General features: G+C 71.8%; 22 protein-coding genes. 14 read left to right on the forward strand and 8 right to left on the reverse strand.

Features of this window, described 5'->3' with window-relative positions:
- The first annotated feature begins 4 nt into the window (after positions 1–4).
- The 3 genes from VGX25_RS03565 to VGX25_RS03575 all read left to right on the forward strand — a co-directional run bounded on the left by VGX25_RS03565 (position 5) and on the right by VGX25_RS03575 (position 2261).
- Positions 5–832, forward strand: coding sequence for a serine/threonine-protein kinase (locus VGX25_RS03565; protein WP_326916117.1), 828 nt, complete (start codon positions 5–7; stop codon positions 830–832).
- Positions 820–1440 (forward strand): hypothetical protein, encoded by a 621-nt coding sequence (locus VGX25_RS03570; RefSeq protein ID WP_326916118.1) that lies wholly within the window; start codon positions 820–822, stop codon positions 1438–1440. The genes VGX25_RS03565 and VGX25_RS03570 overlap by 13 nt, the downstream gene beginning before the upstream one ends.
- A gap of 143 nt (positions 1441–1583) precedes the next feature.
- Positions 1584–2261 (forward strand): hypothetical protein, encoded by a 678-nt coding sequence (locus VGX25_RS03575; RefSeq protein ID WP_326916119.1) that lies wholly within the window; start codon positions 1584–1586, stop codon positions 2259–2261.
- Here VGX25_RS03575 and VGX25_RS03580 read toward each other — a convergent pair.
- Positions 2208–3308, reverse strand: coding sequence for a zinc-binding dehydrogenase (locus VGX25_RS03580; RefSeq protein ID WP_326916120.1), 1101 nt, complete (start codon positions 3306–3308; stop codon positions 2208–2210). The two genes, VGX25_RS03575 and VGX25_RS03580, sit on opposite strands and share 54 nt — an antisense overlap.
- A gap of 64 nt (positions 3309–3372) precedes the next feature.
- Between VGX25_RS03580 and VGX25_RS03585 the strand changes: the two genes are divergently transcribed.
- Positions 3373–4518 carry a helix-turn-helix domain-containing protein gene (locus tag VGX25_RS03585; protein ID WP_326916121.1) on the forward strand — a complete coding sequence of 382 codons (1146 nt, stop codon included), beginning with the start codon at positions 3373–3375 and terminating at the stop codon, positions 4516–4518.
- Between the two features lie 86 nt (positions 4519–4604).
- Positions 4605–6029 carry a hypothetical protein gene (locus VGX25_RS03590; protein ID WP_326916122.1) on the forward strand — a complete coding sequence of 475 codons (1425 nt, stop codon included), beginning with the start codon at positions 4605–4607 and terminating at the stop codon, positions 6027–6029.
- 37 nt (positions 6030–6066) lie between these two features.
- Here VGX25_RS03590 and VGX25_RS03595 read toward each other — a convergent pair whose 3' ends face one another.
- Positions 6067–6618 (reverse strand): hypothetical protein, encoded by a 552-nt coding sequence (locus tag VGX25_RS03595; protein ID WP_326916123.1) that lies wholly within the window; start codon positions 6616–6618, stop codon positions 6067–6069.
- A gap of 110 nt (positions 6619–6728) precedes the next feature.
- On the opposite strand from VGX25_RS03595, the gene VGX25_RS03600 reads away from it, so the two are divergent.
- The 3 genes from VGX25_RS03600 to VGX25_RS03610 all read left to right on the forward strand — a co-directional run bounded on the left by VGX25_RS03600 (position 6729) and on the right by VGX25_RS03610 (position 9735).
- Positions 6729–8369: an alpha-amylase family protein gene (locus tag VGX25_RS03600; protein ID WP_326916124.1), complete on the forward strand. Its 1641-nt coding sequence runs from the start codon at positions 6729–6731 to the stop codon at positions 8367–8369.
- Between the two features lie 77 nt (positions 8370–8446).
- A complete protein-coding gene (locus VGX25_RS03605) occupies positions 8447–8875 on the forward strand; it encodes a helix-turn-helix domain-containing protein (RefSeq protein ID WP_326916125.1) in 429 nt (142 codons plus the stop codon).
- Positions 8872–9735: an alpha/beta fold hydrolase gene (locus tag VGX25_RS03610; RefSeq protein WP_326916126.1), complete on the forward strand. Its 864-nt coding sequence runs from the start codon at positions 8872–8874 to the stop codon at positions 9733–9735. Before VGX25_RS03605 ends, VGX25_RS03610 begins: the two co-directional genes overlap by 4 nt.
- A gap of 256 nt (positions 9736–9991) precedes the next feature.
- Here the strand turns inward: VGX25_RS03610 and VGX25_RS03615 are convergent, their stop codons facing one another.
- Positions 9992–11098, reverse strand: a complete 1107-nt coding sequence (locus VGX25_RS03615) for a sugar phosphate isomerase/epimerase (protein WP_326916127.1) — start codon at positions 11096–11098, stop codon at positions 9992–9994.
- Positions 11099–11328: 230 nt separating this feature from the next.
- Between VGX25_RS03615 and VGX25_RS03620 the strand changes: the two genes are divergently transcribed.
- Together VGX25_RS03620 and VGX25_RS03625 are read left to right on the forward strand one after the other, a co-directional pair.
- Entirely contained in the window at positions 11329–12066 is a 738-nt protein-coding gene (locus VGX25_RS03620) for an enoyl-CoA hydratase/isomerase family protein (protein ID WP_326916128.1), read from the forward strand.
- Positions 12067–12196: 130 nt separating this feature from the next.
- Positions 12197–13693: a pyridoxal phosphate-dependent decarboxylase family protein gene (locus tag VGX25_RS03625; protein ID WP_326916129.1), complete on the forward strand. Its 1497-nt coding sequence runs from the start codon at positions 12197–12199 to the stop codon at positions 13691–13693.
- Positions 13694–13799: 106 nt separating this feature from the next.
- Here the strand turns inward: VGX25_RS03625 and VGX25_RS03630 are convergent, their stop codons facing one another.
- Together VGX25_RS03630 and VGX25_RS03635 are read right to left on the reverse strand one after the other, a co-directional pair.
- A complete protein-coding gene (locus tag VGX25_RS03630) occupies positions 13800–16325 on the reverse strand; it encodes an ATP-binding protein (protein ID WP_326916130.1) in 2526 nt (841 codons plus the stop codon).
- Between the two features lie 28 nt (positions 16326–16353).
- Positions 16354–16794, reverse strand: coding sequence for an ester cyclase (locus VGX25_RS03635; protein ID WP_326916131.1), 441 nt, complete (start codon positions 16792–16794; stop codon positions 16354–16356).
- Positions 16795–16871: 77 nt separating this feature from the next.
- Between VGX25_RS03635 and VGX25_RS03640 the strand changes: the two genes are divergently transcribed.
- A complete protein-coding gene (locus tag VGX25_RS03640) occupies positions 16872–17516 on the forward strand; it encodes a helix-turn-helix domain-containing protein (protein WP_326916132.1) in 645 nt (214 codons plus the stop codon).
- 31 nt (positions 17517–17547) lie between these two features.
- Here the strand turns inward: VGX25_RS03640 and ssuE are convergent, their stop codons facing one another.
- Together ssuE and VGX25_RS03650 are read right to left on the reverse strand one after the other, a co-directional pair.
- Positions 17548–18327, reverse strand: a complete 780-nt coding sequence (gene ssuE / locus VGX25_RS03645; protein WP_326916133.1) for an NADPH-dependent FMN reductase — start codon at positions 18325–18327, stop codon at positions 17548–17550.
- A gap of 291 nt (positions 18328–18618) precedes the next feature.
- Entirely contained in the window at positions 18619–19329 is a 711-nt protein-coding gene (locus VGX25_RS03650; protein WP_326916134.1) for a DUF4157 domain-containing protein, read from the reverse strand.
- A 254-nt stretch (positions 19330–19583) separates the two neighbouring features.
- Here VGX25_RS03650 and VGX25_RS03655 point away from each other — a divergent pair, with 254 nt between their 5' ends.
- The 3 genes from VGX25_RS03655 to VGX25_RS03665 all read left to right on the forward strand — a co-directional run bounded on the left by VGX25_RS03655 (position 19584) and on the right by VGX25_RS03665 (position 21693).
- Entirely contained in the window at positions 19584–20252 is a 669-nt protein-coding gene (locus VGX25_RS03655; protein ID WP_326916135.1) for a sensor histidine kinase, read from the forward strand.
- Between the two features lie 4 nt (positions 20253–20256).
- Positions 20257–20901, forward strand: coding sequence for a response regulator transcription factor (locus VGX25_RS03660; protein WP_326916136.1), 645 nt, complete (start codon positions 20257–20259; stop codon positions 20899–20901).
- 150 nt (positions 20902–21051) lie between these two features.
- Positions 21052–21693 carry a helix-turn-helix transcriptional regulator gene (locus VGX25_RS03665; RefSeq protein WP_326916137.1) on the forward strand — a complete coding sequence of 214 codons (642 nt, stop codon included), beginning with the start codon at positions 21052–21054 and terminating at the stop codon, positions 21691–21693.
- 9 nt (positions 21694–21702) lie between these two features.
- Here VGX25_RS03665 and VGX25_RS03670 read toward each other — a convergent pair.
- Positions 21703–22583 (reverse strand): hypothetical protein (locus VGX25_RS03670; RefSeq protein WP_326916138.1); only part of this gene is annotated, 881 nt, incomplete at its 5' end.

Raw genomic sequence — 22583 nt, forward strand, 5'->3', positions numbered from 1 at the left:
GGGCGTGTCACAGCTCGAACGCATCGGCCGGTATCGCGTCCTGAAGTGGCTGGGTTCGGGCGGATTCGCGACGGTGTGGCTGGCGGAAGACGAAAACCTCGATGCGCGCGTGGCGATCAAGGTGCTCGCCGACAATTGGATCAATTCGCTCGATGTCCGGGACCGGTTCGTGGAGGAGGCGCGGATCCTGCGCAGAGCCGACTCCGATCGGGTCGTCCGCGTTTTCGACATCGGCGAGCTGGACGACGGCCGGCCCTATTTCGTCATGGCCTACGCCGACCGTGGCACGCTGGCCGACCGCCTGGCCGGCGGGCCGCTGCCGATCCCCGAGGCGCTGCGCATCGCGAACGAGGTGGCCAGGGCGTTGGCCGTGCTGCACGGCATCGGCGTGATCCACCGCGACATCACGCCCTCGAACGTGCTGTTCCAGAGCGGTCACAGCGGCGAGGAACGGGTCCTCCTCGCGGATCTCGGGCTGGCCAAGGCAGCCGCCCACTCCTCCGGGATCTCGCTGAGTGCGGGCACACCGGGCTACATGGCGCCCGAGCAGGCGGTGCCCGGCGGCGGAATCGACCTCCGCGCGGACGTGTACGGGCTCGGCGCGCTCACCTACCACCTGCTCACCGGGACGACCCACGACCGCGCCGCCGACGTCCCGCCCAGCAGCCTGCGGCCCACGGTGAGCGTCGACGTCGACGCGGTGGTGCTCCGCGCCCTGGAGCGTAATCCCGACCGGCGGTGGCCGGACGCCGAGTCGTTCGCCGCCGAGCTGAAAGCCGCCGATGTCGGATCCACTTCGGACTATGCGAGATCACCCGTGTGTCCGAAGTAGACACGGTCACCGAACCCGTGACCCGGGTCCGGCAACGCCGCTGGGTGACGATGGCGCTGGCCTTCGTCCTCGCCGGCTCGCTGGGCGCCGTCGCGTCGCTCACCTGGTACTGGCTCACCCTGAAGGACACGACCCGGGTCTCTGACGCGGCCGGTGTGATCTCCGTGGACCTCCCCGATGATTGGGCGAGACAGAAGCGCGACGACGGATGGTCGCCCACGGTTGCCGGTCTGACGGACGGCTCGCAGCCCGCCCTTGAGGTGTCCGGCGATCTTGCGTCCTGGCGGCGGCCGGACAGCGACGCGCCAGGGGTGTTCGTCGGGATCACCCGGGATCTCAGCGCGAAGCTGCCGCCGGAGGAGACATCGACCGTGGACCTGGGATGCGCCAAGATCACCGCCCAGGCCGGCACGTTCGGGTCGATGCCGGCCATCGTGCACAGACGGAGCGACTGCCCCGGCCCGTGGACCGTGACCGAGGCAGCTCTCACCGGCGACGGTTTCCGGGTGTACGTCCAGATCAAGCAACCGGCCGAAGCCGATCGGTCCGCGGAGATCCTGGGCAGCCTGATGATTACGCCAGACCGGTTGACCACGTCCGCCCGGTGACCGGATGACCGCCCTCTCGATCCTGCCGGCTCGTGCCCTTGTTCGTCGAACCACAACCACTCCTCCCACGCTCGGGTCTCATGTGTACTGATGCGCGGGGGTGACGATTTGTTCTCGGCACCGGATTGGGCTCTAATGCCGGCGTGAGTGCGGCGGACGAGGCTCCCCCGGCGTGGCGGCGGCCGACGCGTGGGGAGCACCGGTGGCCGGCCGCGGTGTCGGTCGTGGTCGCGGTGGCGCTGCAGGTGAGCCTGCCCGAGCACCTGGTCGGGCTGACCGGGTGGATCCTGCCGGGGCTGGAGTTGGCGCTGTTCGCCGTAGTCCTGGTCGCCAACCCGGGACGGATCAGCCGCGAGTCCGCGGTGCTGCGGGGCGTCAGCCTCGGCCTGATCGCCGTCATCAGCATCGCCAACGCCTGGTCGGTGGGCCTGCTGGTCGACTGGCTGGTCACCGGGTCCGGCGGCGCCGACGCCGCCGAGCTGCTGCGCGCGGGAGCGTCGATCTGGCTGACCAACGTGATCGTGTTCGCCCTGTGGTACTGGGAGCTGGACCGCGGCGGCCCGGCGGCGCGCGCGGTGGGGCGCCGGGAGCTGCCCGACTTCGAGTTCGTGCAGATGACCGAGAAGTCGCTGGCGCCCGCCGACTGGGAACCGCGGTTCGTCGACTACCTGTACCTGTCGTTCACCAACGCCACCGCGTTCAGCCCGACCGACGTCATGCCGCTGTCCCGGTGGGCCAAGCTGACCATGATGCTGCAGTCCGCGGTGTCACTGGTGACCGTCGCGCTGGTCGTCGCCCGCGCCGTCAACGCCCTCCGGTGACGGGTCGACCAGGATCTTGAACACGTCCTTGTCGGTGCGCAGCCGCTCGAACCCGTCGGTGACCACCTTGGCGAGCGGGACGACCGCCGAGCGCAGCGGCAGGACGTCCAGCGTGCCGCGGGACAGCAGCGCCACCGCCGACGCGACGTCGACATCCCACAGGTGGCCCGCGCTGCCCACCAGGTGCCGCTCCTCCAACACCAACGGCAGCAACGGAATCTGCTCCGTGCCGGCGTGGATGCCGACCACCACGACGGTTCCGCCGGGGCGGGACAGCTCGATCGTCGACGCCAGCGCCCCGCGCACCCCCGAGCACTCCAGCACCACGTCGGCGCCGCGCCCGCCGGACAGCGCGGCCATCCGCTCGGGCGCCTCGTCCGGCGGGCAGGCCTGCGCGCCCCAGTGCCTGGCCAGCTCGCGCCGGACCCGCACCGGGTCCACCGCGAGCACGGCCACCGCTCCCCCGGCCAGCGCGAGCTGGACGACGAGCTGACCGATCACCCCGGCGCCGTTCACCGCCACGACCCGTCCGGCAAGCGGCTCGGCCTTCGACAGCGCGTGGATGGCGACCGACACCGGCTCGGCGAACGCGGCGACGTCCGGGTCGACGTACTCGGGCACCGGCACGCAGGTGTCCGCCTCGGCCACGATGAACTCGGCGAACCCGCCGTCGTCGTTGAGACCGCGCACGCCGAGCTTGGGGCACAGCATCTCCTGGCGCCGGACACACCACCAGCACCGTCCACATCCGACAACGACGTTCGGCACCACCCTGGCGCCCGCCATCGGCCCCGCCTCCACCGTCCCCACCAGCTCGTGGCCCAGGATCAGCGGCGCCTGCCGCCCGGAGATCGGATGCGGCCAACCGACCGGAATGGACACCGGCCCGGCGACGTACTCCTCCAGATCCGTGCCGCAGATCCCGGCCCGCTCGACGCGGATGAGCACATCGCCGGGGCCGGGACGCGGCACCGGAACGTCCTCGACGCGCACGTCCAGCGCCGCGTGCCACCGCGCCGCCCGCATGCTCGTGCCGTTTGCGTCCATTGCCGCCACTCTATGCAAAGTTGCGAACCGCTACGGTCGGTCGGAAGGAGCCCGGGAGCGTGCGATGACGGATCGAGACCGGAGCACGGCCTACGCCGAGGTGGCGGCGATCGTCGCCCGAATACCGCTGGACGTGGCCAGCCGGGAGATGGCCGGCGCGCTGCGCACCGAGGTGGCCGCGCTCGACCGGCTGCCCGGCGACTCCCAGGCCGACGTCCTCGAGGGCGTTCGGCGCAACCTGCGCCGGTGGTGGCGCTGGCTGTCGACCGGGGTTGCGCCGACGGACGAGGACTTCGAACCGCTGCGGGACTGGGCTCGCGCCCGGGCCAGCGAAGGGGTGCGGCTCGAGGACCTCCTCCGGGCGTTCGGCGTCGGACGCCAGGTCGGGTGGGGCCTGATCCGCAGGCATGCCCGCGAGCACGAGACCGACGCCCTGGTGGACGCGGCGGAGCTGCTGATGCAGTACGTGGACCGGATCTCCGCCGGCGTCGCCGACACCTACCTCGCCGAGCGGGACGCGCTGGTGTCGGAGGAGGAGCGGCGGACGCGGGACCTGCTGGACCGGCTCAGCGGCGGCGTTCCGCTCGATCAGCGCGGGCTCGAGCTCGCCGAGCACCTCGGCGTGCGGGTGGAGCCCGCCTACGCACCGTTCGCCGTCGTCCTGCCGGCGCAGCCCGCGCGGCGGCACGCCACGGTGGCCGCCCGGCTGCGGCGCCAGGGTTGGCGGTTGGCCGTCACCGACGGAGGCCGGGTCGTCGGGCTGACCGGCACCCCGCTCACCCTCGCGGATATCGGGGAGGATCCCGACATCCTGCTGGTGGTGGCGAATCCGGCGGCGCCGGGCGAGCTGGGCGGCGCCCGCGAGGACGTGGTGCTGCTCGCCGAATACGGGCGCCGGGTCGGGTTGCGTGGCCGGATCCGGGTCGAGGACCACCTGATGGAGGTCCTGTTGTGCCGGCAGCCGGGCATCGCGGACCGCCTGCGGTCCCGGGTCGTCGACCCGCTGGCCGACCCGGACCACGACGAGCTGCTGCGCACCCTGCGCACCTTCGTCGCCCACGACTACAACCACGCCGCGACCAGCGAGGCGCTGCACGTCCACCGCAACACGGTCTCCTACCGCCTGCGCCGGGTCGAGGAGCTGACCGGGTTGGACCTCACCACCGCCCGCCACCTGGCGCTGGCCTACCTCGCCGTCGGGATCCCGTGACCGTTGTGCGCCGGCACAAGGCGGCCCGACCAATTTCGTCAGGCCGTCGTTGAGCGGCGCCGTCTGCAGCCAATAGCGTCACAGCCATGCGGCGCACGGGACTCCGGCGGATCATGCTGACCATCGCGATCGGCCTTGCGGCACCGGGAGTCGTCGGACCGTCCGGCGCCGTGGCCGCGCCGGACGACCTCCGGCACGGCTGCGACGACGTCAGGTTCTCGTGGCTGCCGGGGTTCGACGACCCCGCCACCCCCGACGACCTCGACCGGGTCGGCGTGCTCGAGGTGGGATCGCCGCGCGCCCGCAACGTCCTGGTGCTCAACCCCGGCACCTCGGCCGGCGCCGGATACTTCAAACCGATCGCGCAGGACATCGTCCGGAGCACCCGCTGCCGGTGGCAGGTCTGGTCGGTGGAGCGCCGGGAGAACCGGCTCGAGGACCACTCGCTGCTCGACGCCGCGAAGCGCAACGCCGTGACGCAGCAACAGTTCTTCGACTACTACCTCGGCTGGCTGGTCAACCCGGCGATCACCGAGCACTTCCAGCCGGTCCCGGACGCGGCCGTCCCGTTTGCCCGCGGCTGGGGCATGAACGTGGAGATCGAGGACCTGCACCGCGTCGTCACCGCCGCGGCCGAGCGCGGCCGCCGGGTCGTCCTCGGCGGCCACTCGCTCGGCGGATCGATCACCACCGCGTACGCCACCTGGGACTTCAACGGCCGGCCCGGCGCGCGGAAGCTCGACGGTCTGGTCTACATCGACGGCGGAAGCAACCCGACCCCGGTCTCCCCCGAGCAGGCGAGCCAGGCGCTGCAGAACCTCAGCACCGGTACGCCGTGGCTGGCCTTCGGCGGCATCCCGGCGCCGTTCCTCGGGCTGTTCTCCGCCACCGGCTCGACCGGCACCGTCATCAACCCCAACGGCCCGTCCCTCGGGCAGGCCTTTCCCTTGCTGCCGGCCAACCTCAAGCCGCCGGTGCCCGCGACCAACGAGGCCCAGTTCGGCTACGCGGTCGACACCGAGACCTCCCCGCCGGCGCTGCGGGCGGCCCAGGTGCACGCCGGCCGCCTCGCCGCAAGCGGCGACCCGCGCGGGTGGGACCGGGCCGGCGAGATCACCCCGATCCAGCGCTACGCCGCCATGATCTCCGGAACCGGCCTCACCGGCATCGACGGCAGCGCCTGGTACCACCCCCTGCGCCTGACCATCGACGCCGGCGCCGTCGCCGCCGGAAACGCCAACCCCGCCCAGCAGATCCTCGGCGTCAAAGCCATCCACGGCGCCGACCTCGGCCGCCACCTACCCATCTACGCTTTCGGCGCCGCCCTCGGCGGCGAAGGCGTCCTCACCGCCGCCAGGGTGCTCGCCGCCCAGTCCGGCATCCCGGACCGCCACCTCACCCTGGTCAACCGCCAGGACACCTATGCCCACAACGACCCCAACTCCGCCAGCCCCGACAACGACTTCCTCACCACCCTGATCCCGTTCCTGGCCCGGATCGGCCGGGGCTGAGCGGCCGCAACCCTGTCGTTCTCGGAGCGGCGGCCGGTCAGCTCGCCGAGCTTGTGCCGGACGCCGGCCGAGGCACGCCCCGCACGGGTTCGACCTCGCCCCCGAACACCTCGGCCGCGGTGCGCACGCGCAGCCGCTCCAGCTCGTCGATCTGCCGGTGGGCGCGGTCGATCAGCTCGCCGAGCCGGTCGGGGTCGAGCCTCGGGTCCCGCTCTGCCCTGGCGCGCAGCGTGCGCCACCCGGCGGCCTTGCCCTCCACGCCGAGCCGCAACGCCTCCAGCTCGAGCACGGCGCTCAGCGGCGACCTGGCCAGCAGCCGGCCGTTGGGCTTGAGCCGGCTGAGCTTCTCCGCCGCCCACGCGGCCACGGTCTTGTAGCGCCGGACCGGCACCCCCAGCGCGGCCATCATGTCCCGCAGCGCCGCCTGGTCTTCGTCGATCTCGTCCGCCAGCCGCGCGAGCGCCTGCCCGCCGGGCCGGTCGCGCTCCGCGGCGGCGAGGCGTTTGGCCAGGTCGGTGCCGACGATGGCGCCGGCAAGGTGGTCGTTGAGGTAGATGCCGATCAGGGTGTCATCGAGCGAGCTGGCCATGCCTTGGGGCATACCCGCCATCCGGCCCGTTAATCGGCGGCCCAAGGTGGTAACCCTCGCCGACGCATGACGACGGCCACTGATCATCTCGACGGGACGGTGTGTGCACGGTGGAGCGCTGGTACCGCAACACGGTCATCTACTCGCTGGACGTGTCCATGTTCCAGGATGCCAACGGCGACGGCATCGGCGATCTGCCCGGGCTGATCAGCCGGCTGGACTACCTGTCCCGGCTCGGCGTCGGCACCATCTGGCTGAACCCGATCTACCCGTCGCCGCGGCTGGACGGCGGGTACGACATCACCGACTACTACACCATCGACCCGCGGTTCGGCAGCCTCGGCGACTTCTCCGAGCTGCTCAACCAGGCCGACGAGCTGGGTCTGCGGATCATGCTCGACCTGGTCGTCAACCACACCAGCGACCAGCACCCGTGGTTCCAGTCGGCGCGCGCCGACCCCGACTCGCCGTACCGCGACTGGTACGTCTGGTCGGAGACCGAGCCGCCCGACCGGTGGCTGGGCACCGCGTTTCCCGGCGTGGAGAAGGAAACCTGGACCCACGACCCGGTCGCCGACGCCTGGTACCGGCATCGCTTCTACCGCTGGCAACCCGACCTCAACACCGACAATCCCGAGGTCCGCGCGGAGATCTACAAGATCATCGGGTACTGGCTGCGGCTGGGCGTCGCGGGCTTCCGCATCGACGCCGCGCCGTTCCTCGTGGAGTCGCGCCGGCCCGACGAACCCACCACCTGGCCGGACTACGGCCTGCTCCGGCAGATCCGCGAGACCGTGTCCTGGCGGCGGGCCGACGCCGTGCTGCTTGCCGAGGCCAACGTCGGCGACGAGGAGCTGCTGGAGTACTTCGGCGAGGGGGACGGCGAGCCGACCCGGATGATGATGCTGTTCGCCTTCCGGCTCAACCAGGCCATCATGCTCGCGCTGGCCCGCGAGGACGCCGGCCCGGTGCGCGCCGTCCTCGACCGCCTGCCGGACCTGCCCCGGCATGCCCAGTGGGCCACGTTCCTGCGCAACCACGACGAGGTCGACCTCGGGCGATTATCCGACGACGAGCGGGAGGACGTCTTCGCCGCGTTCGGCCCGGAGCCGGACATGCGGCTCTACGACCGGGGCATCCGCCGGCGGCTGGCGCCGATGCTGGCCGGCGACCGGCGCCGCCTCGAGATGGCCTACAGCCTGCAGCTGACCATGCCGGGCACGCCGGTGCTGCGCTACGGCGACGAGATCGGCATGGGCGAGGATCTGTCCCGGCCGGAGCGCGAGGCCATCCGCACCCCGATGCAGTGGTCCCACACCGACAACGCCGGCTTCTCGAGGGCCGAGCCGGAGCAGCTGATCGCGCCGCCGATCGGCGCCGGCCCGTACGGTTACCCGAAGATCAACGTCACCGAGCAGCGGCTCGACCCGAACAGCCTGCTCACCTGGTTCGAACGGATCCTGCACACCCGCCGGGAATGCGAGGAGATCGGCACCGGGGAGCACCAGGTCCTCGACTCCGGCCAACCACACGTGCTGGTGCACACCGCCACCGGCCAGCGCGGCCGAACCCTGTTCCTGCACAACCTGTCCCCCGACCCGTGCCACTGCTCCCTCGATCCGCGGCTGGCCGGCGACTCCACCCCGCTCGGCCTGGCCGCCGATGCCGACTACGGCACCGGCGTGGACCTGACCGCCATCGATCTCAACGGCTACGGCTACCGCTGGATCCGCCTCCACCGATCGTTCTGATTGCCACTAAATTCCTCTATTGCTCTCTCTGAAGACCGTGTTAGAGTAACTTACGGAACGATACGGAGGGAGCGAGGGTGGCTGAGCAGTGGTACTCGGTCGAGCAGGTGGCCGACCTGCTCGGCCTGCATGTCAAAACCGTGCGCAACTACGTGCGGGACGGGCGGCTCAAGGCGGTCCGCATCGGCAAGCAGTACCGGATCTCCCGGGCGGACCTCGAGGCACTGACCGGCGGCCCGGTGGCCGAGCCCGAGCCGGTCCGGCGGCAGCGCCGGGTCGAGGTGACCAGCATCGTGCTGATCGACGCGATCGACCCGAACACCATGAGCCGGCTGAGCACCCTGCTCCTCGGCTCCGCCAACAGCCGACCGGAGGACGACGAGCGCCTCCGCGTCGAGACGACCTACGACGAGGAACGGGGCAGCATGAAGATCATCATCATCGGTGGGCCGGACAGCAGCGCGGAGCTGCTCAGGCTCGTCAACGTCGTGCTGGAGAGCAAATGACCGACATCTACTCCTCGGAGCGGGGCGAGCGGCTGGTCCAGCAGCGGTACCGGGAGCTGCTCGACTCCTGGCCGGTTCGGCACGAGCGGCGGCACGTCCAGACCCGCCAAGGGGACACCTTCGTCGTGGTCAGCGGTCCCCAGGAGGCGCCGCCGGTGCTGCTCCTGCACGGCTCGACGACCAACGCCGTCATGTGGATGGGCGACGTGGTCACCTGGGCGCGGGACTTCCGGGTCTACGCCGTCGACGTGATCGGCGAGCCCGGGCTGAGCGCGCCCGCCCGGCCACCGCTGGGATCGGACGCCTACGCCGGATGGCTCGACGACGTGCTGGCCGGCCTCGGCCTGTCGACCGTGTCGATCGTCGGCGCGTCGCTCGGCGGCTGGCTGGCCGTCGACTACGCCACCCGCCGCCCCGACCGCGTCGAGCGCCTCGCCCTGCTGTGCCCCGGCGGCATCGGCCGGCAGAAGTACGGCGTGCTGCTCCTGGTACTCCTGTTGCTACCGTTCGGAAAGTGGGGCAGGCGCACGGCGCTGCGGCTCTACCTCGGCCGCCCACAGGAGACCGCTCCAACCCCGCAACTGGCCAAGTACCTGGAGTTCATGCAACTCGTCCAGCGCCACTTCCGCCCCCGGCGGGGCCTGCCCGTCTTCGACGACGCCACCCTGCGCCGGCTCACCATGCCGACCCTGGTCATCGCCGGCGAGAAGGACGCGGTCCTCGACTCCGCCGACACCCAACGGCGGCTGACCGCCACCGCTCCACATGCGACAGTCCACCTGCTACCCGGCGTCGGCCACTTCCCGGCCGGCCAAGCGGCACCGATCCACGAGTTCCTGCGGATGGCCCGCGTTCCGTAGGGCAGTGCCGCGAAGGGACCCTTTCAGACGGCCCGGCGTCCTCAAGGGCCCCTTCATGGCATCTCAGGCGGCGCTGGCCCCGAACTCGACCCGGTTGAGGTTGAGCAGGCCGGTGGTCGGGCCGCCGGGTACGGAGGTGAACACGAGTAGAGGCGGTGGCCGCGGGGGTTGGTCGACGGCGACGGACTGGCTGGCCCAGGAGTTGTTGCCGCTGGTGGCCAGCGGGGTGCCATGGGGTGCTCCGTGCGGATGGTGATCAGCGGCGGTAGATGGTCAGCTCGGACATGTTGGTGTAGCTCAGCGCGGCGAAGGTCAGTGACTGCCCGGGGTTCGCCGTGCCGCCGGGAGCGTTGTCCTGCTCCCAGTTGGCGTGGTGGAAGTCCTGCTCCCCGATGGTCTGGAAGAACTGCTGGAAGTTGATGTCGCCCTCGCCGAGCGGGACCATGTCGTGTCCATTGGGGACGTTCGGGTTGCGGTCGCCGTCCTTGGCGTGGAACAGCGGGAACCGGTTGGTGCGCGGGGCGACCGTCAGGATCGGGTCGAACAGGTCGGTCTGCGTCCGGCCGAACCGGTCGGTGTAGGTGCGGTGCTTGAACCTGGCCACGTAGGCCCAGAAGATGTCCATCTCGAAGAACACGTAGCGCGGGTCGGCAAGGCCGAAGAAGTACTCCAGCCGGCGGAGCCCGGACGAGCGGGTCGGCTTGCCGTCGGCGTCCAGCGGGCCGGTGTCCAGCAGGAAGCTGTAGGCGATGTCGTGGTTGTGGGTGTACAGCCGCAGGTCCCGCGCCCTGGCCCGGCGGCCCAGCTCGTTCCAGACGTCGGCGGCGGCGTCCCAGTCGGCCTTGTACGGGCTGTTCACCGGGTCGGCGCCGGTGCCGATGTTGCGCATGCCCAGTTCCTGGGCGATGTCCATCTCCTGCTCGAAGGTGTCCGGGTCGATCGTTCTGTGCGTGCCGTTGGCGATCAGCCCGTTGTCGTCGAGGATCTTGCGGATCTCCCGCGGCGTGATCTGCCGGCCGAGAATCGACGTGTGCTGGTTGTAGCCGGCGAACTCGATCTCCTTGTAGCCCATCTCGGCCAGCCGGGCCAGTACCCGCTCGAAGCCGAACGGCACGCCGCTGTCGTCCGGGGCCGCGGCGATCCGGTCCCGCACGCTGAACAGGATGATCCCCCGGTTGCGCGCCGGGATCAGCGGCTCCACCCGCAGCCCGTGCCGGTCACCGTGATCGCTGTCGGCCAGTGCCGGCGTCGCCGTGGCCAGCACCGGCAGCCCCGCCGCGCCGATCATCGCGGCCGCCCCGGCGGAGGCCGTGAACACGTCGCGCCGGCTGAACCGAGCAGGTCCGTTCCCATTGTCATCCATGAGGGATGCCACCTTTCGCAACGCGGCTCACGCCGCGGAAATCACGAGGCCAGGGGGTGTGTCGGGGGGAAGGAGGGTGAGCCGAAGGCTAACCCCGCTCACCGGACTTGTGAAGACTTCAACCAAAAGTCAGGCCTGGTTTCTTCGTTCGCCGGCCTTACTATGTCCACATTCGACGAAACTCGTCGCCGTGCCGCCGGCGTCCCGGTGCCACACCTACAATCCGCCCAATGATCGAGGTGACCGACCACGCCGGCATCGCCGTGCTGCGCCTGAACCGCGGGCCGGTCAACGTCCTGGACCTGGAGCTGCTCGGCGCGCTCCCGGACACCCTGGCCGGGGTGGCCGGCGCGGCCGCCGTGGTGCTCACCGGCGCCGGCCGGTGCTTCTCCGCGGGAGTGGACCTCAAGCGCATCGTCGAGGGCGGCCCGGCCTACGTCGCCGAGTTCCTTCCCGCCCTGAGCACCGCCGCGCTCGCCCTCTTCGACCATCCCCGCCCGGTGGTCGCCGCCGTCAACGGGCACGCCCTTGCCGGCGGCTGCGTGCTGGCCGCCGCGTGCGACGTCCGGCTGATGTCGGCCGGCACCATCGGCCTCACCGAGCTGGCCGCCGGTGTCCCCTTCCCCGCCGTGCCAATGGAAATCATGCGCCACGCGGTCGGCGCCGCGGCGTCCGAGCTGGTGCTCACCGCCCGCGTCATGGACCCCGCCGCCGCGCGCGGCCTCGGCCTCATCCACGACGTGGTCGAGCCCGACGACCTGCTGTCCGCGGCCCTGCTGCGGGCCGAGCGGCTGGCGACCACCCCCGCCGCGGTCTACGCGTTGAGCAAGGAGCAGCTGCACCGGCCCACCCGCGACCGCATCGACGCCACCCGCCCGCTGGACGACCCGCGGGTCCTCGAGCTGTGGAGCTCCCCCGCCACCCACCAGACCCTGCGCGAGTTCCTGGCCGCCCTGGCCAACCGGTGAGGCCGCCCGGACCCACCCGCCGGGGGTGGATCGGTGACCGGGGCGCGCCGAATTAGGCATCCGTTACCGATGTCCGACCGCCCGCCGGAAGGGGACAGTGCTGGCATCCGTCGATGCCAGGAGGACTGCCATGCAGCGCAACGCCGTCGGGGCGCGCCCGCTGGAGCCGGCCGGGGACGAGCTGCGCGCGTTGCTGGCCGCGGCCGTGGACTACGTCGTCGGGGTGGTGGACCGGCTGCCCGACGAGCCGATCACCGACAGCGACGGGGTGGCCGAGCTGCTCGCCGATCCCGCGCTCCGCGGGGCGCCGCCGGCGCGCGGCCGGCCGGTCACCGAGCTGCTCGGCGTGCTGGACCGGGCCGCCGCCAAGGGGGTCAACCCGGGCAACCCCGGCCTGATGGCGTTCGTCCCGGGCAGCGGGATCGTCGCCGCGGCCGTCGCCGATCTGCTCGCCGGGGTGCTCAACCGCTACACCGGGATCGCGTACCCGGCGCCCGGCCTGGTCGCGCTGGAGGCCGACCTGCTGCGCTGGCTTGCCGACCTGGTCGGCCTTCCGGCGTCCGCGGCCGGGATCCTGACCACCGGCGGCTCCATGGCCAACCTGTCGGCGATGATCACCGCCCGGCACGCGATGCTCGGCTCCGACTTCGCCCGCGGCACCGTGTACGTCACCGAGCAGACGCACCACTCGATCGCCAAGGCCCTGCGCCTGGCCGGTTTCCCGCCCGCCGCGGTGCGGGTGGTTCCGGTCGACCCGCACCTGCGGATGGATTTGGCCGCGCTGACCACGATGATCAGCGTCGACCGGGGCGCGGGGCGCCGGCCGTTCTGCGTCGTGGCCACGGCCGGCACCACCAACACCGGCGTCGTCGACCAGCTCGCCGCCATCGCGCACATCGCCGCCACGCAGAAGCTGTGGCTGCACATCGACGCCGCCTACGGCGGTTTCTTCCAGCTCACCGAGCGCGGGCGGCAGCGGCTGCGCGGGATCGACCGGGCCGACTCGGTCATCCTCGATGCCCACAAAGGACTGTTCCTGCCGTTCGGCACCGGCTGCCTGCTGGTGCGCGACGGCGACACGCTGCGCGACGCGCACAGCGGGCACGATCCGGAGTACCTGCGGGACATGCCGAAGACCGAGCTGCCGGACTTCGCCGACTACGGCCCCGAGCTCACCCGCGACTTCCGCGGGCTGCGCCTGTGGCTGCCGCTGCACCTGCACGGCGTGGACGCCTTCCGCGCCGCGCTGGACGAGAAGCTCGACCTCGCCGAGTACGTCCACCGCGAGCTGTCCGCCGACCCCAACCTCACCGTGCTCGCCCCGCCCCAACTGTCCACCGTGACCTTCCGGCACCGGGCCGGCGAGGAGATCACCGCCGCGGTCCTCGACCGCGTCAACGCCGAGCGCCGGGTCTTCCTGTCGAGCACCCGCGTCAAGGGCCAGTACACCGCGCGGATCTGCGTGCTCAACCACCGCACCGACCACACCAGGGTCGCCGAGGCCGTCACTGCCATACGCCGCCACTCCGCGCAAGTCCCCGCCTCCCCGAACCCCGAGTTGTCCACACCCACCCCACCCATCCACAACCCCACCCAATTCGATCTTCCCCCCCGTTTCCGCTGGTAAAATGGACGTGGGCTCGCCCCCCGTGGAGCGGTGGGGGCTGGGTAGGGGCAGAGCTGGGATCGCGATCCCGGGCATGTCCCGCGCTGGGGTAGCCGCATGCGGGGCGTCAGGTGGTGGCCAGGGATCTTGCTAGGGCGCCGGCTTCGCGGCGGGAGGAGACGCCCAGCTTGCTGAGGATGGTGGAGACGTGGTGGTCGACGGTGCGGACGGACAGCACGAGGCGGTCGGCGATCTCGGCGTTGGTCAGACCGCCGGCGAGCAGGTCGAGGACGTCGGCTTGGCGGTTGGTCAGGCCGGCGGGGTGGGCACGGGTGCTGGCCGCCGGGCCGCGGGGGATCGTCCGCACGCCAAGGGTTTTCAGCCGGCGGCGGACCAGGGTGGCCGCGGCGGTGGCACCGAGATCGTCGAGGATCCGTAGCGCCTCGAGGGTCGGCTCGGTCTCACCGGTGTCGGCAAGCTCGAGGGCGTGCTCGTACGGGTCGCCGGCCGGCTCCCAGCCGATGGCGGGTGCCACCGCGAGGCCGGCGCGGGCGGCGTAGCGCAGCAGCTCGCCGGTCACCGGCTCGGCGCCGGGCCGGCCGGCATGGGGCGCCCACTGCTCGAGCATGGTGGCGGCCCGCTTCGGCTCACCGGACAGCCACGCCCATTCCATCAGCGCGGTGCCCGCGAGCGCCAGCGCGGTCAGGGACCGTTGCCGCAGCGCCCGTTGCCAGGCCTTCGCGAGCACCTTGCCGACCCGCGCCGAGCCGCGCCTGGCCCGAAGCCGGGCATGGACCGGTTCGGCGTAGAGGCGCAGCATCCCCGGATCCTCGTCCCGCTCGGCCAGCGCGGCCAGGCCGGTCTCCGCACCGGTCCAGTCACCGCGGCGGATCCGAAGGAGGCACTGGTGGACTTCGAGGTTGTAGGCGTGCGACCAGAATCCGCGATCCCGGGTGAAGGCCAACCCGTCGGCCAGGCAGCGTTCCAGCTCGGCGAGGCGGCCGTGCCGGTACAGCAGCTCGGCGAGGTTGGTGTAGCCGCGGGCGGCGTGCTCGTGATGCCCGTGCGCCAGCGCAAGCCGCAGACTCTGCCGCAGCAGCGCGATCCGGCCATCAGTGTCCAGAGTGGACTCGGCGAGGCTCTGGTAGTTCAGGCACAGCTCGACCAGGTCGATCCGCGACGCCGACTCGGCGAGATCCCGCGCTCGCCGCAGCGTCGGCTCGGCCCGGGAATCGCCGGCCAGGGCGAGGATCGCGCCGTGGTACGTGGTCGCGTACGCGATCGCCGCCGCCGAGCCGGCCGGCTCCAGCGCCGCGACCGCCGCCCGCGCCACGACCTCGGCCCGCCCCGTGTCGCCGGCCAGGTAGTACAGCCGGGACAGCCGCACCCCCGCCTGACCCAGCGCCACCGGATCGTTCAGTCCGGTGTAGAGCGTCACCGCCCGCTCCCCCGTCGCCAGCGCCTCGGCGAAACGGTGCGCGTTGTGCAGCTCCCACGCATAGTCGTCCAGCAGGGCGGCGCGCTCGGCCGGCGCGAGCCGATCGGCATGCCGCACCGCGGCCGCGAAGTGCGCCAACGCCTGACGGTGCGACCCGGCCGCGGCCGACTCCCGGCCGGCTCGCGTGGCATACGCCAGCACCGTGTCGGTGTCGCCGGCCCGGGACCCGTGATGCACCAGCCGAGCCGGATCCGGCCGGGCCTGGGAACGCAACACCTTGATCACCGTCCGGTGCAGCGCCCGCCGCCGTAGCACCGACAGGCTCAGCTCGATCGCCTGCCGGGCCAACTCGTGCCGAAACGCCACCCCACCCGGATGCACCTGCAGGATCCCGTGCTCCTCGGCCTCTGCCAACGCGTCGAGCCGGCCGCCGAGTGCCGCGTCGACCAGCTCGAAGTCCACGGTTCCGGGGATGACCGCCAACTGCGCCAACGCCTCCTGCGACACCCTCGACAACCGCCGCACCCGAGCCAGCACCGCATCGGCCACCGTGTCCGGCACCTCCCCCGGCGCCGCCGCCAACACCTCGGTGACGAAGAACGGATTGCCCCCGGTCAACGCATGCAGCGCCACCGGATCCCACCCCGTATCGGCGGCCAACTCCCCCACCCCGGCCACCGACAACGGAGCCAACACGACCCGACGCACCCGACCACCGGTCAGACCGCCGAGCCAGCGGTGCACCGGATGCCCCGCCGGCGCACCACCGTCCCGGACGGTCACCACCACCACCGCCGGCAACCCCTCCACCCGCCGACCCAGGTAACCGAGCACATCCAGCGTGGCGTCATCGGCCCAGTGCACGTCCTCGACGATCAGCACCGTCGGCACCGGGCCGGACAGCTCGGCCAACGCCGCGTCGAACACCCCGTCCCCGCCACCGGCCGCCAGCACCGTCTCCAGTGGACCACCGGTCCCCGCCGCCGCATCCCGCACCGGGCCCAACGCCCGAGCCGTCAACAGGTCGTCACACGCCCCCCGCAACATCCGCACCCCCACCGGCACCTCGTCGGCAAACGCCCGCAACAGGCTCGACTTCCCGACACCGGCCTCCCCGCTGACCAGCACGACCGAACCCTGACCCGCGCGCGCCTCGGCGACCGCCTCCCGCAACACCGCCAGCGCCGGCTCCCGCTCCAGAAGCGACTCCGTCACCTCGCTTCCCCCTCTCCACACCACCTGGTTATCGGTGCCGAACGGCCAGGGGTGACGGGAGGGTCGGCGCGGGCAGCGCGCCGACCTGGACCAGGACGCCGTGCTCGTCGCGCACGCCCCAGTGCTCGGCCAGCCGGTCGCCCTCAGCGCGGTAAAGGTGCATGGTGTGCATGGCGTAGGGCTTCCCGGTCGCCGCCACGCCGAGGTGGTCGGTGTTGTGCACGCCGTGCACGGTGGCGCGGATCGCCACCTTGTCGCCGGCGGCCACGACGTCGTGCACCTCGTAGCGGATCCGCATGACCTCCTTGAGGAAGCGCAGCACGCCGATGTAGCCGTCCGGGCCCGGTGGCAGGCCGGGCGGGGCGCCGTGGTCGACGAAGTCGTCGGTGACCAGGTCCCGGATCCGCTCGTAGTCGCCGGAGGTGAAGATCTCGAAGATCTCGGCCGCGGCGCGTTCCGCAGGTGTCATGAGGTACCGTCCTCGGATACGATGGAATTGCGTTCAATCAGTTTGAAGATAATTCCAACCAAAGTCAAGGAGATTGTGTGGCCGGCACCCGCCGCTACTCGATGGGGCTGCGTGACGAGCAGACCGCGGCGACCCGCGGGCGCATCCTGGACGCCGCGCGGGACCTGTTCACCCAGCGCGGCTATCTCCGCACGACGCTGACCACCGTCGCCGAGGCGGCCGGGGTCAGCGTGCAGACGATCTACAACCTCGTCGGCGGCAAACCCGTGCTGCTCAAGACCGTCTACGACGTCACCCTCGCCGGCGACGACGAGGCGATCCCCATGGCCGAACGGCCCATCGCGCGCGCCGTGCTCGAGGCCGGCGACGGCCGCGAGTGCCTGGCTCGGTACGCCGTCATGGGACGCGTGCTCGGCGAGCGCGTCCTCCCGCTGATCACCGCGATGCTGGCTCAGGCCGCCACCGGAGATCACGACCTGCGCACGTTCGCCGACACCATCGAGACCGAACGGGCCACCGCCACCCGGGGCATCGCCGGTCACGTGGCCAAGCGGTTCGGCCTGCGCGACGGGCTCGATGTCCAGACCGCGGCCGACATCCTGTGGACCCTCACCGCGGCCGAGTTGACCGACCGGTTGGTCAACCGCCGCGGCTGGAGTTGGGACCGCTACGAGAGATGGCTCGGCTCGGCGATGGCCGACCTCCTGCTCGGCCCGGCCTGATCGTCCACATTGGATATTCCAGGGTGGACGTTCAGGTAAGCGCGGCGGAGAACTTGTCGACCACCCGGGTCAGGCCGGGTTCGGCCTCCGGCGCAAGGCGCACGCCGTCCGGGGTTCGCTCGATGTGCTTGTCCACCACGAAAGCGCCCGGCACCACGTGGTGCGCGCCGAGCGCCTGCAGCACCGGCCGCAGCGCGTAGTCCAGGGCCAGCATGTGCACCGGGCCGCCGCCGGTGAGCACCGGCAGCACCACCTTGCCGGCCAACACCATGTGCGGCAGCAGGTCCAGCAACACTTTCAGAACCCCGCAGTACGCGGCCTTGTACACCGGGGAGGCCACGATGACCCCGTCGGCCTCGGCCACCGCCGCGATCACCTCCGCGATCGCCGGATCACCGGCGTCCGCGCCGAGCAGCGCCTCGGCCGGCAGGTCCCGCACCCGCACCACCCGGACCGCGTGGCCGTGACCGCGCAGCCACTCGGCCAGCTGCTCGGTCAGCGCCACCGTGCGCGAGTCGGCCGACGGGCTGCCCGCAAGGGCGATGATCGAGGACACCGGCCCACCCTGGCACGCCGACGGGCTCGGGTAAATGGTCGGCATGGGGCTGACAACCGCAACCGCGCGGACCGAGAACTGGATGGCGCACAATCGCAGGAGGCGCCTCGCCGGCAGGCCGAGGAGTCCGCGCTGCAGCGGGCCGCGGCGGCCGAGGCCGCGCGCCGCGCCGCCTTGCCGGACCGGGACCGGGGTTCCGGACCAGGAGGACGCGACGCCCAACCACAACGACACCGACCCGGCCAGCGGCGACATCGGCGACGGCCCGGAGGGCGACGCGGGCTACGGCGGTTCCGGCTCCAGCTCCGGCTCCGCCCCGTCGCCGGCCTCGGCTGGGAGCCCGGCGGTTCGTCCGATGTGGACACGAGCCGGGACGGGATCTCCGACCCGAGCGACGCCACGCCCGACCAGAACGACACCGACCCGGCGAGCACCGATGTCGGCTCCGGTCCGGAGCGCAGTGCCGGCTACGGCGGCTCGGACTCCGACCTCGGCAGCAGCCCCTGCTCCCGGGGCGCGACCAACGCCGTGTCACATCCGCGGGGTCTACTCGGCCGCCTCTTCCTCCTCGGCGCGCTGGACGAAGGTCTGGGCCGCCGGCTCCTCGGGCGTCTCCTCCTCCGCGGGCGCCTCCTCGGCGCGCTGCACGGCGGGGGCCGACGGGGACACCGCCGGCGTGCCCGGCGCCGACATCACCTGGTCGGCGGTGGCGACGGCCTCGCGTTCGTAGCGGTCGGAGGGGTCGCTGACGCGGATGCCGCCGCCGGCGTCGGTGCCGTCGACGGGGCCGCTGCGTTGCTGGACCACGTGGGTGAGCTCGTGGGCGAGCATGTGCTTGCCGGCGTCGGACGACGGGTCGTACTTGTCGCGCTGGAACACGATGTTCGAGCCCACCGTGTACGCGTGCGCGTTGACCGAGCGCGCGGACTCGTGCGCGGCGGTGTCGTTGTGCACCCGCACGTCGCCGAAGTCCTGGCCGAAGCGGGCTTCCATGTCCGCGCGCGTGTCGGCGGGCAGCGGCGCGCCGCCGCCGGAGCCGACCACGTCGTGCACCGGGGAGCGGTCCTCGTCGACGAGCGCGCCGGTCCCGGCGTTGCCGACGGCACGCTGGAGGCCGAGCAGGCCCGCGGGCCCGAGCACGTCGGTGCGCCCGCTCGCGGCCGCCCGGCCGAGGAGATCGTGGTCGTCGCGCTCGATCCGGTCGCCCTTGGGGCGAAAGCCCGAGTCGAGATCGTGGTCGTGTTCGTGTCCGCGCATCGTGGCCTCTCGCGTCCGAGTCGTCCACCGTCCAGGGTGGCGCATCGCGCGGCGGCGGGAGGAGGGCGCGGGAACGTGCGTGCGGACAGTCTCATTTGCCCTCATGGACGTGGTCGGAGTCGCTCGCATCACAAGCGGGAATTGTCCAGTTCTACTCGGTGTAGCGTAGTTACTCCGAATGGGTCGTATCAGTTGCTCCGCCGAAACATCAGACCTGGTACGAGGCGATACGAAGAGTTGCGGAAAGGGGGCACATGCGCCAGGAACAGGCCATACCGCGGCAGACCGGAACCGTGCGTTCCGAGCGGCTCAGGGTGCTCCGCGAGATCCACGACGGTATCGGTCCGATCCTGACCGGCATGGCGCTTGGTTTACGCGCCGTGCGGAATCTGTCCGGCCGCGACGAGAAGTCGGCCGCACGGTTGCTGGCGCAATTGGAGGACGAGTTGCAGGGCGCGATCGCCGAGTTGCGCCGGCTGACCGACGAGATCCGGCCGAACGCGCTGCACCAACTCGATCTCATCGAGGCGATCCGGCTGCATGCCATGGCCCTGAGCAGCCGGGTGTCCGGCGCCGGCGGCGAGCAGCTCCGGATCGAGGTGCACACCCGGGGCGATCTTTCCTCGTTGACCCCGCGCGTCCGCATGGCGGTGTACCGCATCATCTGCGAGGCGCTCACCAACACGGCGAAGCATTCCCACGCGCGGTCCTGCGTCGTGTCCATTCGGCTCGACGGCGACCTCGAGGTCGAGGTCGTCGACGACGGAATCGGCATTCCGGGCGGCGCGGCCCCGCCGTGGTCCGGAATCGGGCTGCGGTCGATGCGGGACCGGGCCGTCGAGCTCGGCGGGGAGTGGGCGGTCGAGCCGGGAGCGCGGGGCGGAACCAGGATCGCGGCCACGTTCCCGGTGCACGGGAATTGACGCCGTGCCGGTCGTTCGACGAATCCTGATCGTGGACGACCATTCCACGTTCCGCCTCGGGCTGAGCGCGCTGCTGAGCTCGGTGCCGGGACTCGAGGTGGCCGGTGAGGCGGCGACCGGCGCGGAGGCGGTGGCCGCGGCGGCCACACTGGAGCCGGACGTCGTCGTGATGGATCTGAGCCTGCCCGACCTCGGCGGCGTCGAGGCCACCGAGCGAATCGTGCGGGCGCGACCGGGCGTCGGCGTCCTGGTGCTGACGATGTTCGACGACGACGAGCACGTGCTCGCCGCGCTGCGCGCGGGCGCCCGCGGGTACATCCTGAAAACGACCGGACCGGACGGAATCGTGCGGGCCGTGCAGGCCGTCGGCAACGGCGAGGTGATCTTCGGGCAGCCCGTCGCGTCCCATGTGCCCACCATTTTCGCCGACGTGCCGGCGCATTCCGACGAGAGCATGTCGCGATTGACCGGACGGGAGCGCGAGGTGCTCGCCCTCATGGTCCGGGGCGCGTCCAACGCGGCCATCGCCGACATTCTCGTGGTGAGCCCGAAAACCGTGCGCAACCACATCACGAGCATTTTCCGCAAGCTCGACGTCACCGACCGGAAGCAAGCCGTCAAACGAGCCCGCGCGGCCGGCCTGGGCTGACCCGGGCGAGTCCCATGCGAACGTAGGACATCCCGGGATACGGAAAGCGGGACCGAATGGGGGCCTCGGTCCCTGGTCTCGGGACGGCGCAGCGGCAACGATATTTGTCAGACAGCAAGACGATCACTGTATTGAGGGGACGGTCTCGTGATGAGCACCGACCAGACGCGCGTCGTTCTGCACGCGACAGACGTCATCACCCGCGCCGGAATCGTGTCCGCCCTGCGCACCCGGCCCGAGATCCGTCTCGTCGAGAACGGCGAGGCGGCGGCCACACCGGACGAGCGCACGGTGATGCTGGTCGTCGCCGAGGGGTGGGACGACGAGACCCGTCAACTGTTCCGCCGGCTGCAGATCCAGGGCTGCCGCAGCGTCGTCCTGGTGGCCGGCGACATGAGCGACGCGGACCTGCTCGAGGCCGTGAGCATCGGCGTGTCCGCGGTGATCCGCCGCAGCGAGGCGTCGCCGGACACCCTGGTCAAGCTGATCAAGGCGACCGCGTCCGGCGACGGCGCGCTGCCGCCGGACCTGCTCCGCCGCCTGCTGCACCGGGTTTCCCGGTTGCAGCACCAGGTCCTTTCGCCGCGGGGCTGGGATCTCGCGGGCATCTCCGCACGGGAGGCCGAGGTGCTCAGGATGGTGGCCGACGGGCTGGAGACCCGCGAGATCGCCGAGAAGCTGTGCTACTCCCAGCGCACGGTGAAGGGCATCCTGCACGACATCACCGGTCGCTTCCAGCTGCGCAACCGCGCGCACGCGGTCGCGTTCGCGTTGCGGGAAGGCCTGATCTGACCGCACCGGTCAGCCCTGCAGCCGGCCGGAGAAGAACACCGCCGGCGTGCAGTTGCCCTTGTCGGTGGGGTTCTGGCAGCTGACCGCGAGCACGACCCGCTCCCCGGCGTCGAACACGATGGGCTGCACCCAGTGGTGGTCGAGGTCGCGGAAGTTGCCGAGCCCGACCTCCAGCATCAGCTCCTGCCCGGTGGCTGTGGCGCGCAGCAGGCGCAGGGTTCCGCTGTCGCTGCGGGGGTTCTGCAGAATGGCGTCGGTGACCACGAGCTTCTTGCCGTCCGGCGGGGTGAAGCTGAACTCCCGGAACCGCCTTGCGTTCGTGTCGATCGGCGCGTCGGCGGCGACCCGGAAGTCGGTCGGATCCCCGCCGGCCAGCGGCGGCCGGGGACCGGTGCTCGTGGTGGGCGGCGCCGACGGGTCGATCCCCAGCTCGGTCAGCGCGCGATCGGCGTTCTGCTTGGCCTGCCCGGAGTCCTGCTTGGCCGCACCCGCCTCCTGCTTGGCCGCGCCCGCCTCCTGCTTGGCGTTCTCGGCCACCTGCTTGACCTCCGCGGCCTGGCGCGCGGCGGCGTCGCCCGCGGCCGAGCGCACCGCCGGCCGCAGTACGAAGAACCACATCCCGGCCAGCACGAGCGCGAGCGCCAGCAGCGCGATCAGCGCGGGCACCAGCCACTTGGGCAGCAGCTGGCGCTGCGTCATGGTCGCCTCGGCCGTGATCGGCGGGCGGTCGGGGGCCGCGACCGACACCGCGAACCGGTGCCGCACGGGCTGCCCGCGCAGGAACCGGTCCCGCGGCCGGGCCACCAGCCGGACGAACGCCGTGCTGTCCGGCTCCAGCACGAGCTCCTGGCGCGTGAACCGGAAGTCCAGCTCGCCCTCCGGGTCGGCGG

Source organism: Actinophytocola sp. (assembly GCF_035942955.1).
Classification (GTDB): Bacteria; Actinomycetota; Actinomycetes; order Mycobacteriales; family Pseudonocardiaceae; genus DASYTH01.

Coding starts and splice junctions, on each gene's coding strand:
- VGX25_RS03580 (WP_326916120.1), bottom strand. CDS start 3,308: ATGGACGCAAACGGCACGAGCATGCGGGCGGCGCGGTGGCACGCGGCG.
- VGX25_RS03610 (WP_326916126.1), top strand. CDS start 8,872: ATGACCGACATCTACTCCTCGGAGCGGGGCGAGCGGCTGGTCCAGCAG.
- VGX25_RS03590 (WP_326916122.1), top strand. CDS start 4,605: ATGCGGCGCACGGGACTCCGGCGGATCATGCTGACCATCGCGATCGGC.
- VGX25_RS03635 (WP_326916131.1), bottom strand. CDS start 16,794: ATGACACCTGCGGAACGCGCCGCGGCCGAGATCTTCGAGATCTTCACC.
- VGX25_RS03655 (WP_326916135.1), top strand. CDS start 19,584: ATGCGCCAGGAACAGGCCATACCGCGGCAGACCGGAACCGTGCGTTCC.
- VGX25_RS03625 (WP_326916129.1), top strand. CDS start 12,197: ATGCAGCGCAACGCCGTCGGGGCGCGCCCGCTGGAGCCGGCCGGGGAC.
- VGX25_RS03595 (WP_326916123.1), bottom strand. CDS start 6,618: ATGGCCAGCTCGCTCGATGACACCCTGATCGGCATCTACCTCAACGAC.
- VGX25_RS03665 (WP_326916137.1), top strand. CDS start 21,052: ATGAGCACCGACCAGACGCGCGTCGTTCTGCACGCGACAGACGTCATC.
- VGX25_RS03585 (WP_326916121.1), top strand. CDS start 3,373: ATGACGGATCGAGACCGGAGCACGGCCTACGCCGAGGTGGCGGCGATC.
- VGX25_RS03650 (WP_326916134.1), bottom strand. CDS start 19,329: ATGCGCGGACACGAACACGACCACGATCTCGACTCGGGCTTTCGCCCC.
- VGX25_RS03620 (WP_326916128.1), top strand. CDS start 11,329: ATGATCGAGGTGACCGACCACGCCGGCATCGCCGTGCTGCGCCTGAAC.
- VGX25_RS03615 (WP_326916127.1), bottom strand. CDS start 11,098: ATGGATGACAATGGGAACGGACCTGCTCGGTTCAGCCGGCGCGACGTG.
- ssuE (WP_326916133.1), bottom strand. CDS start 18,327: ATGTCGCCGCTGGCCGGGTCGGTGTCGTTGTGGTTGGGCGTCGCGTCC.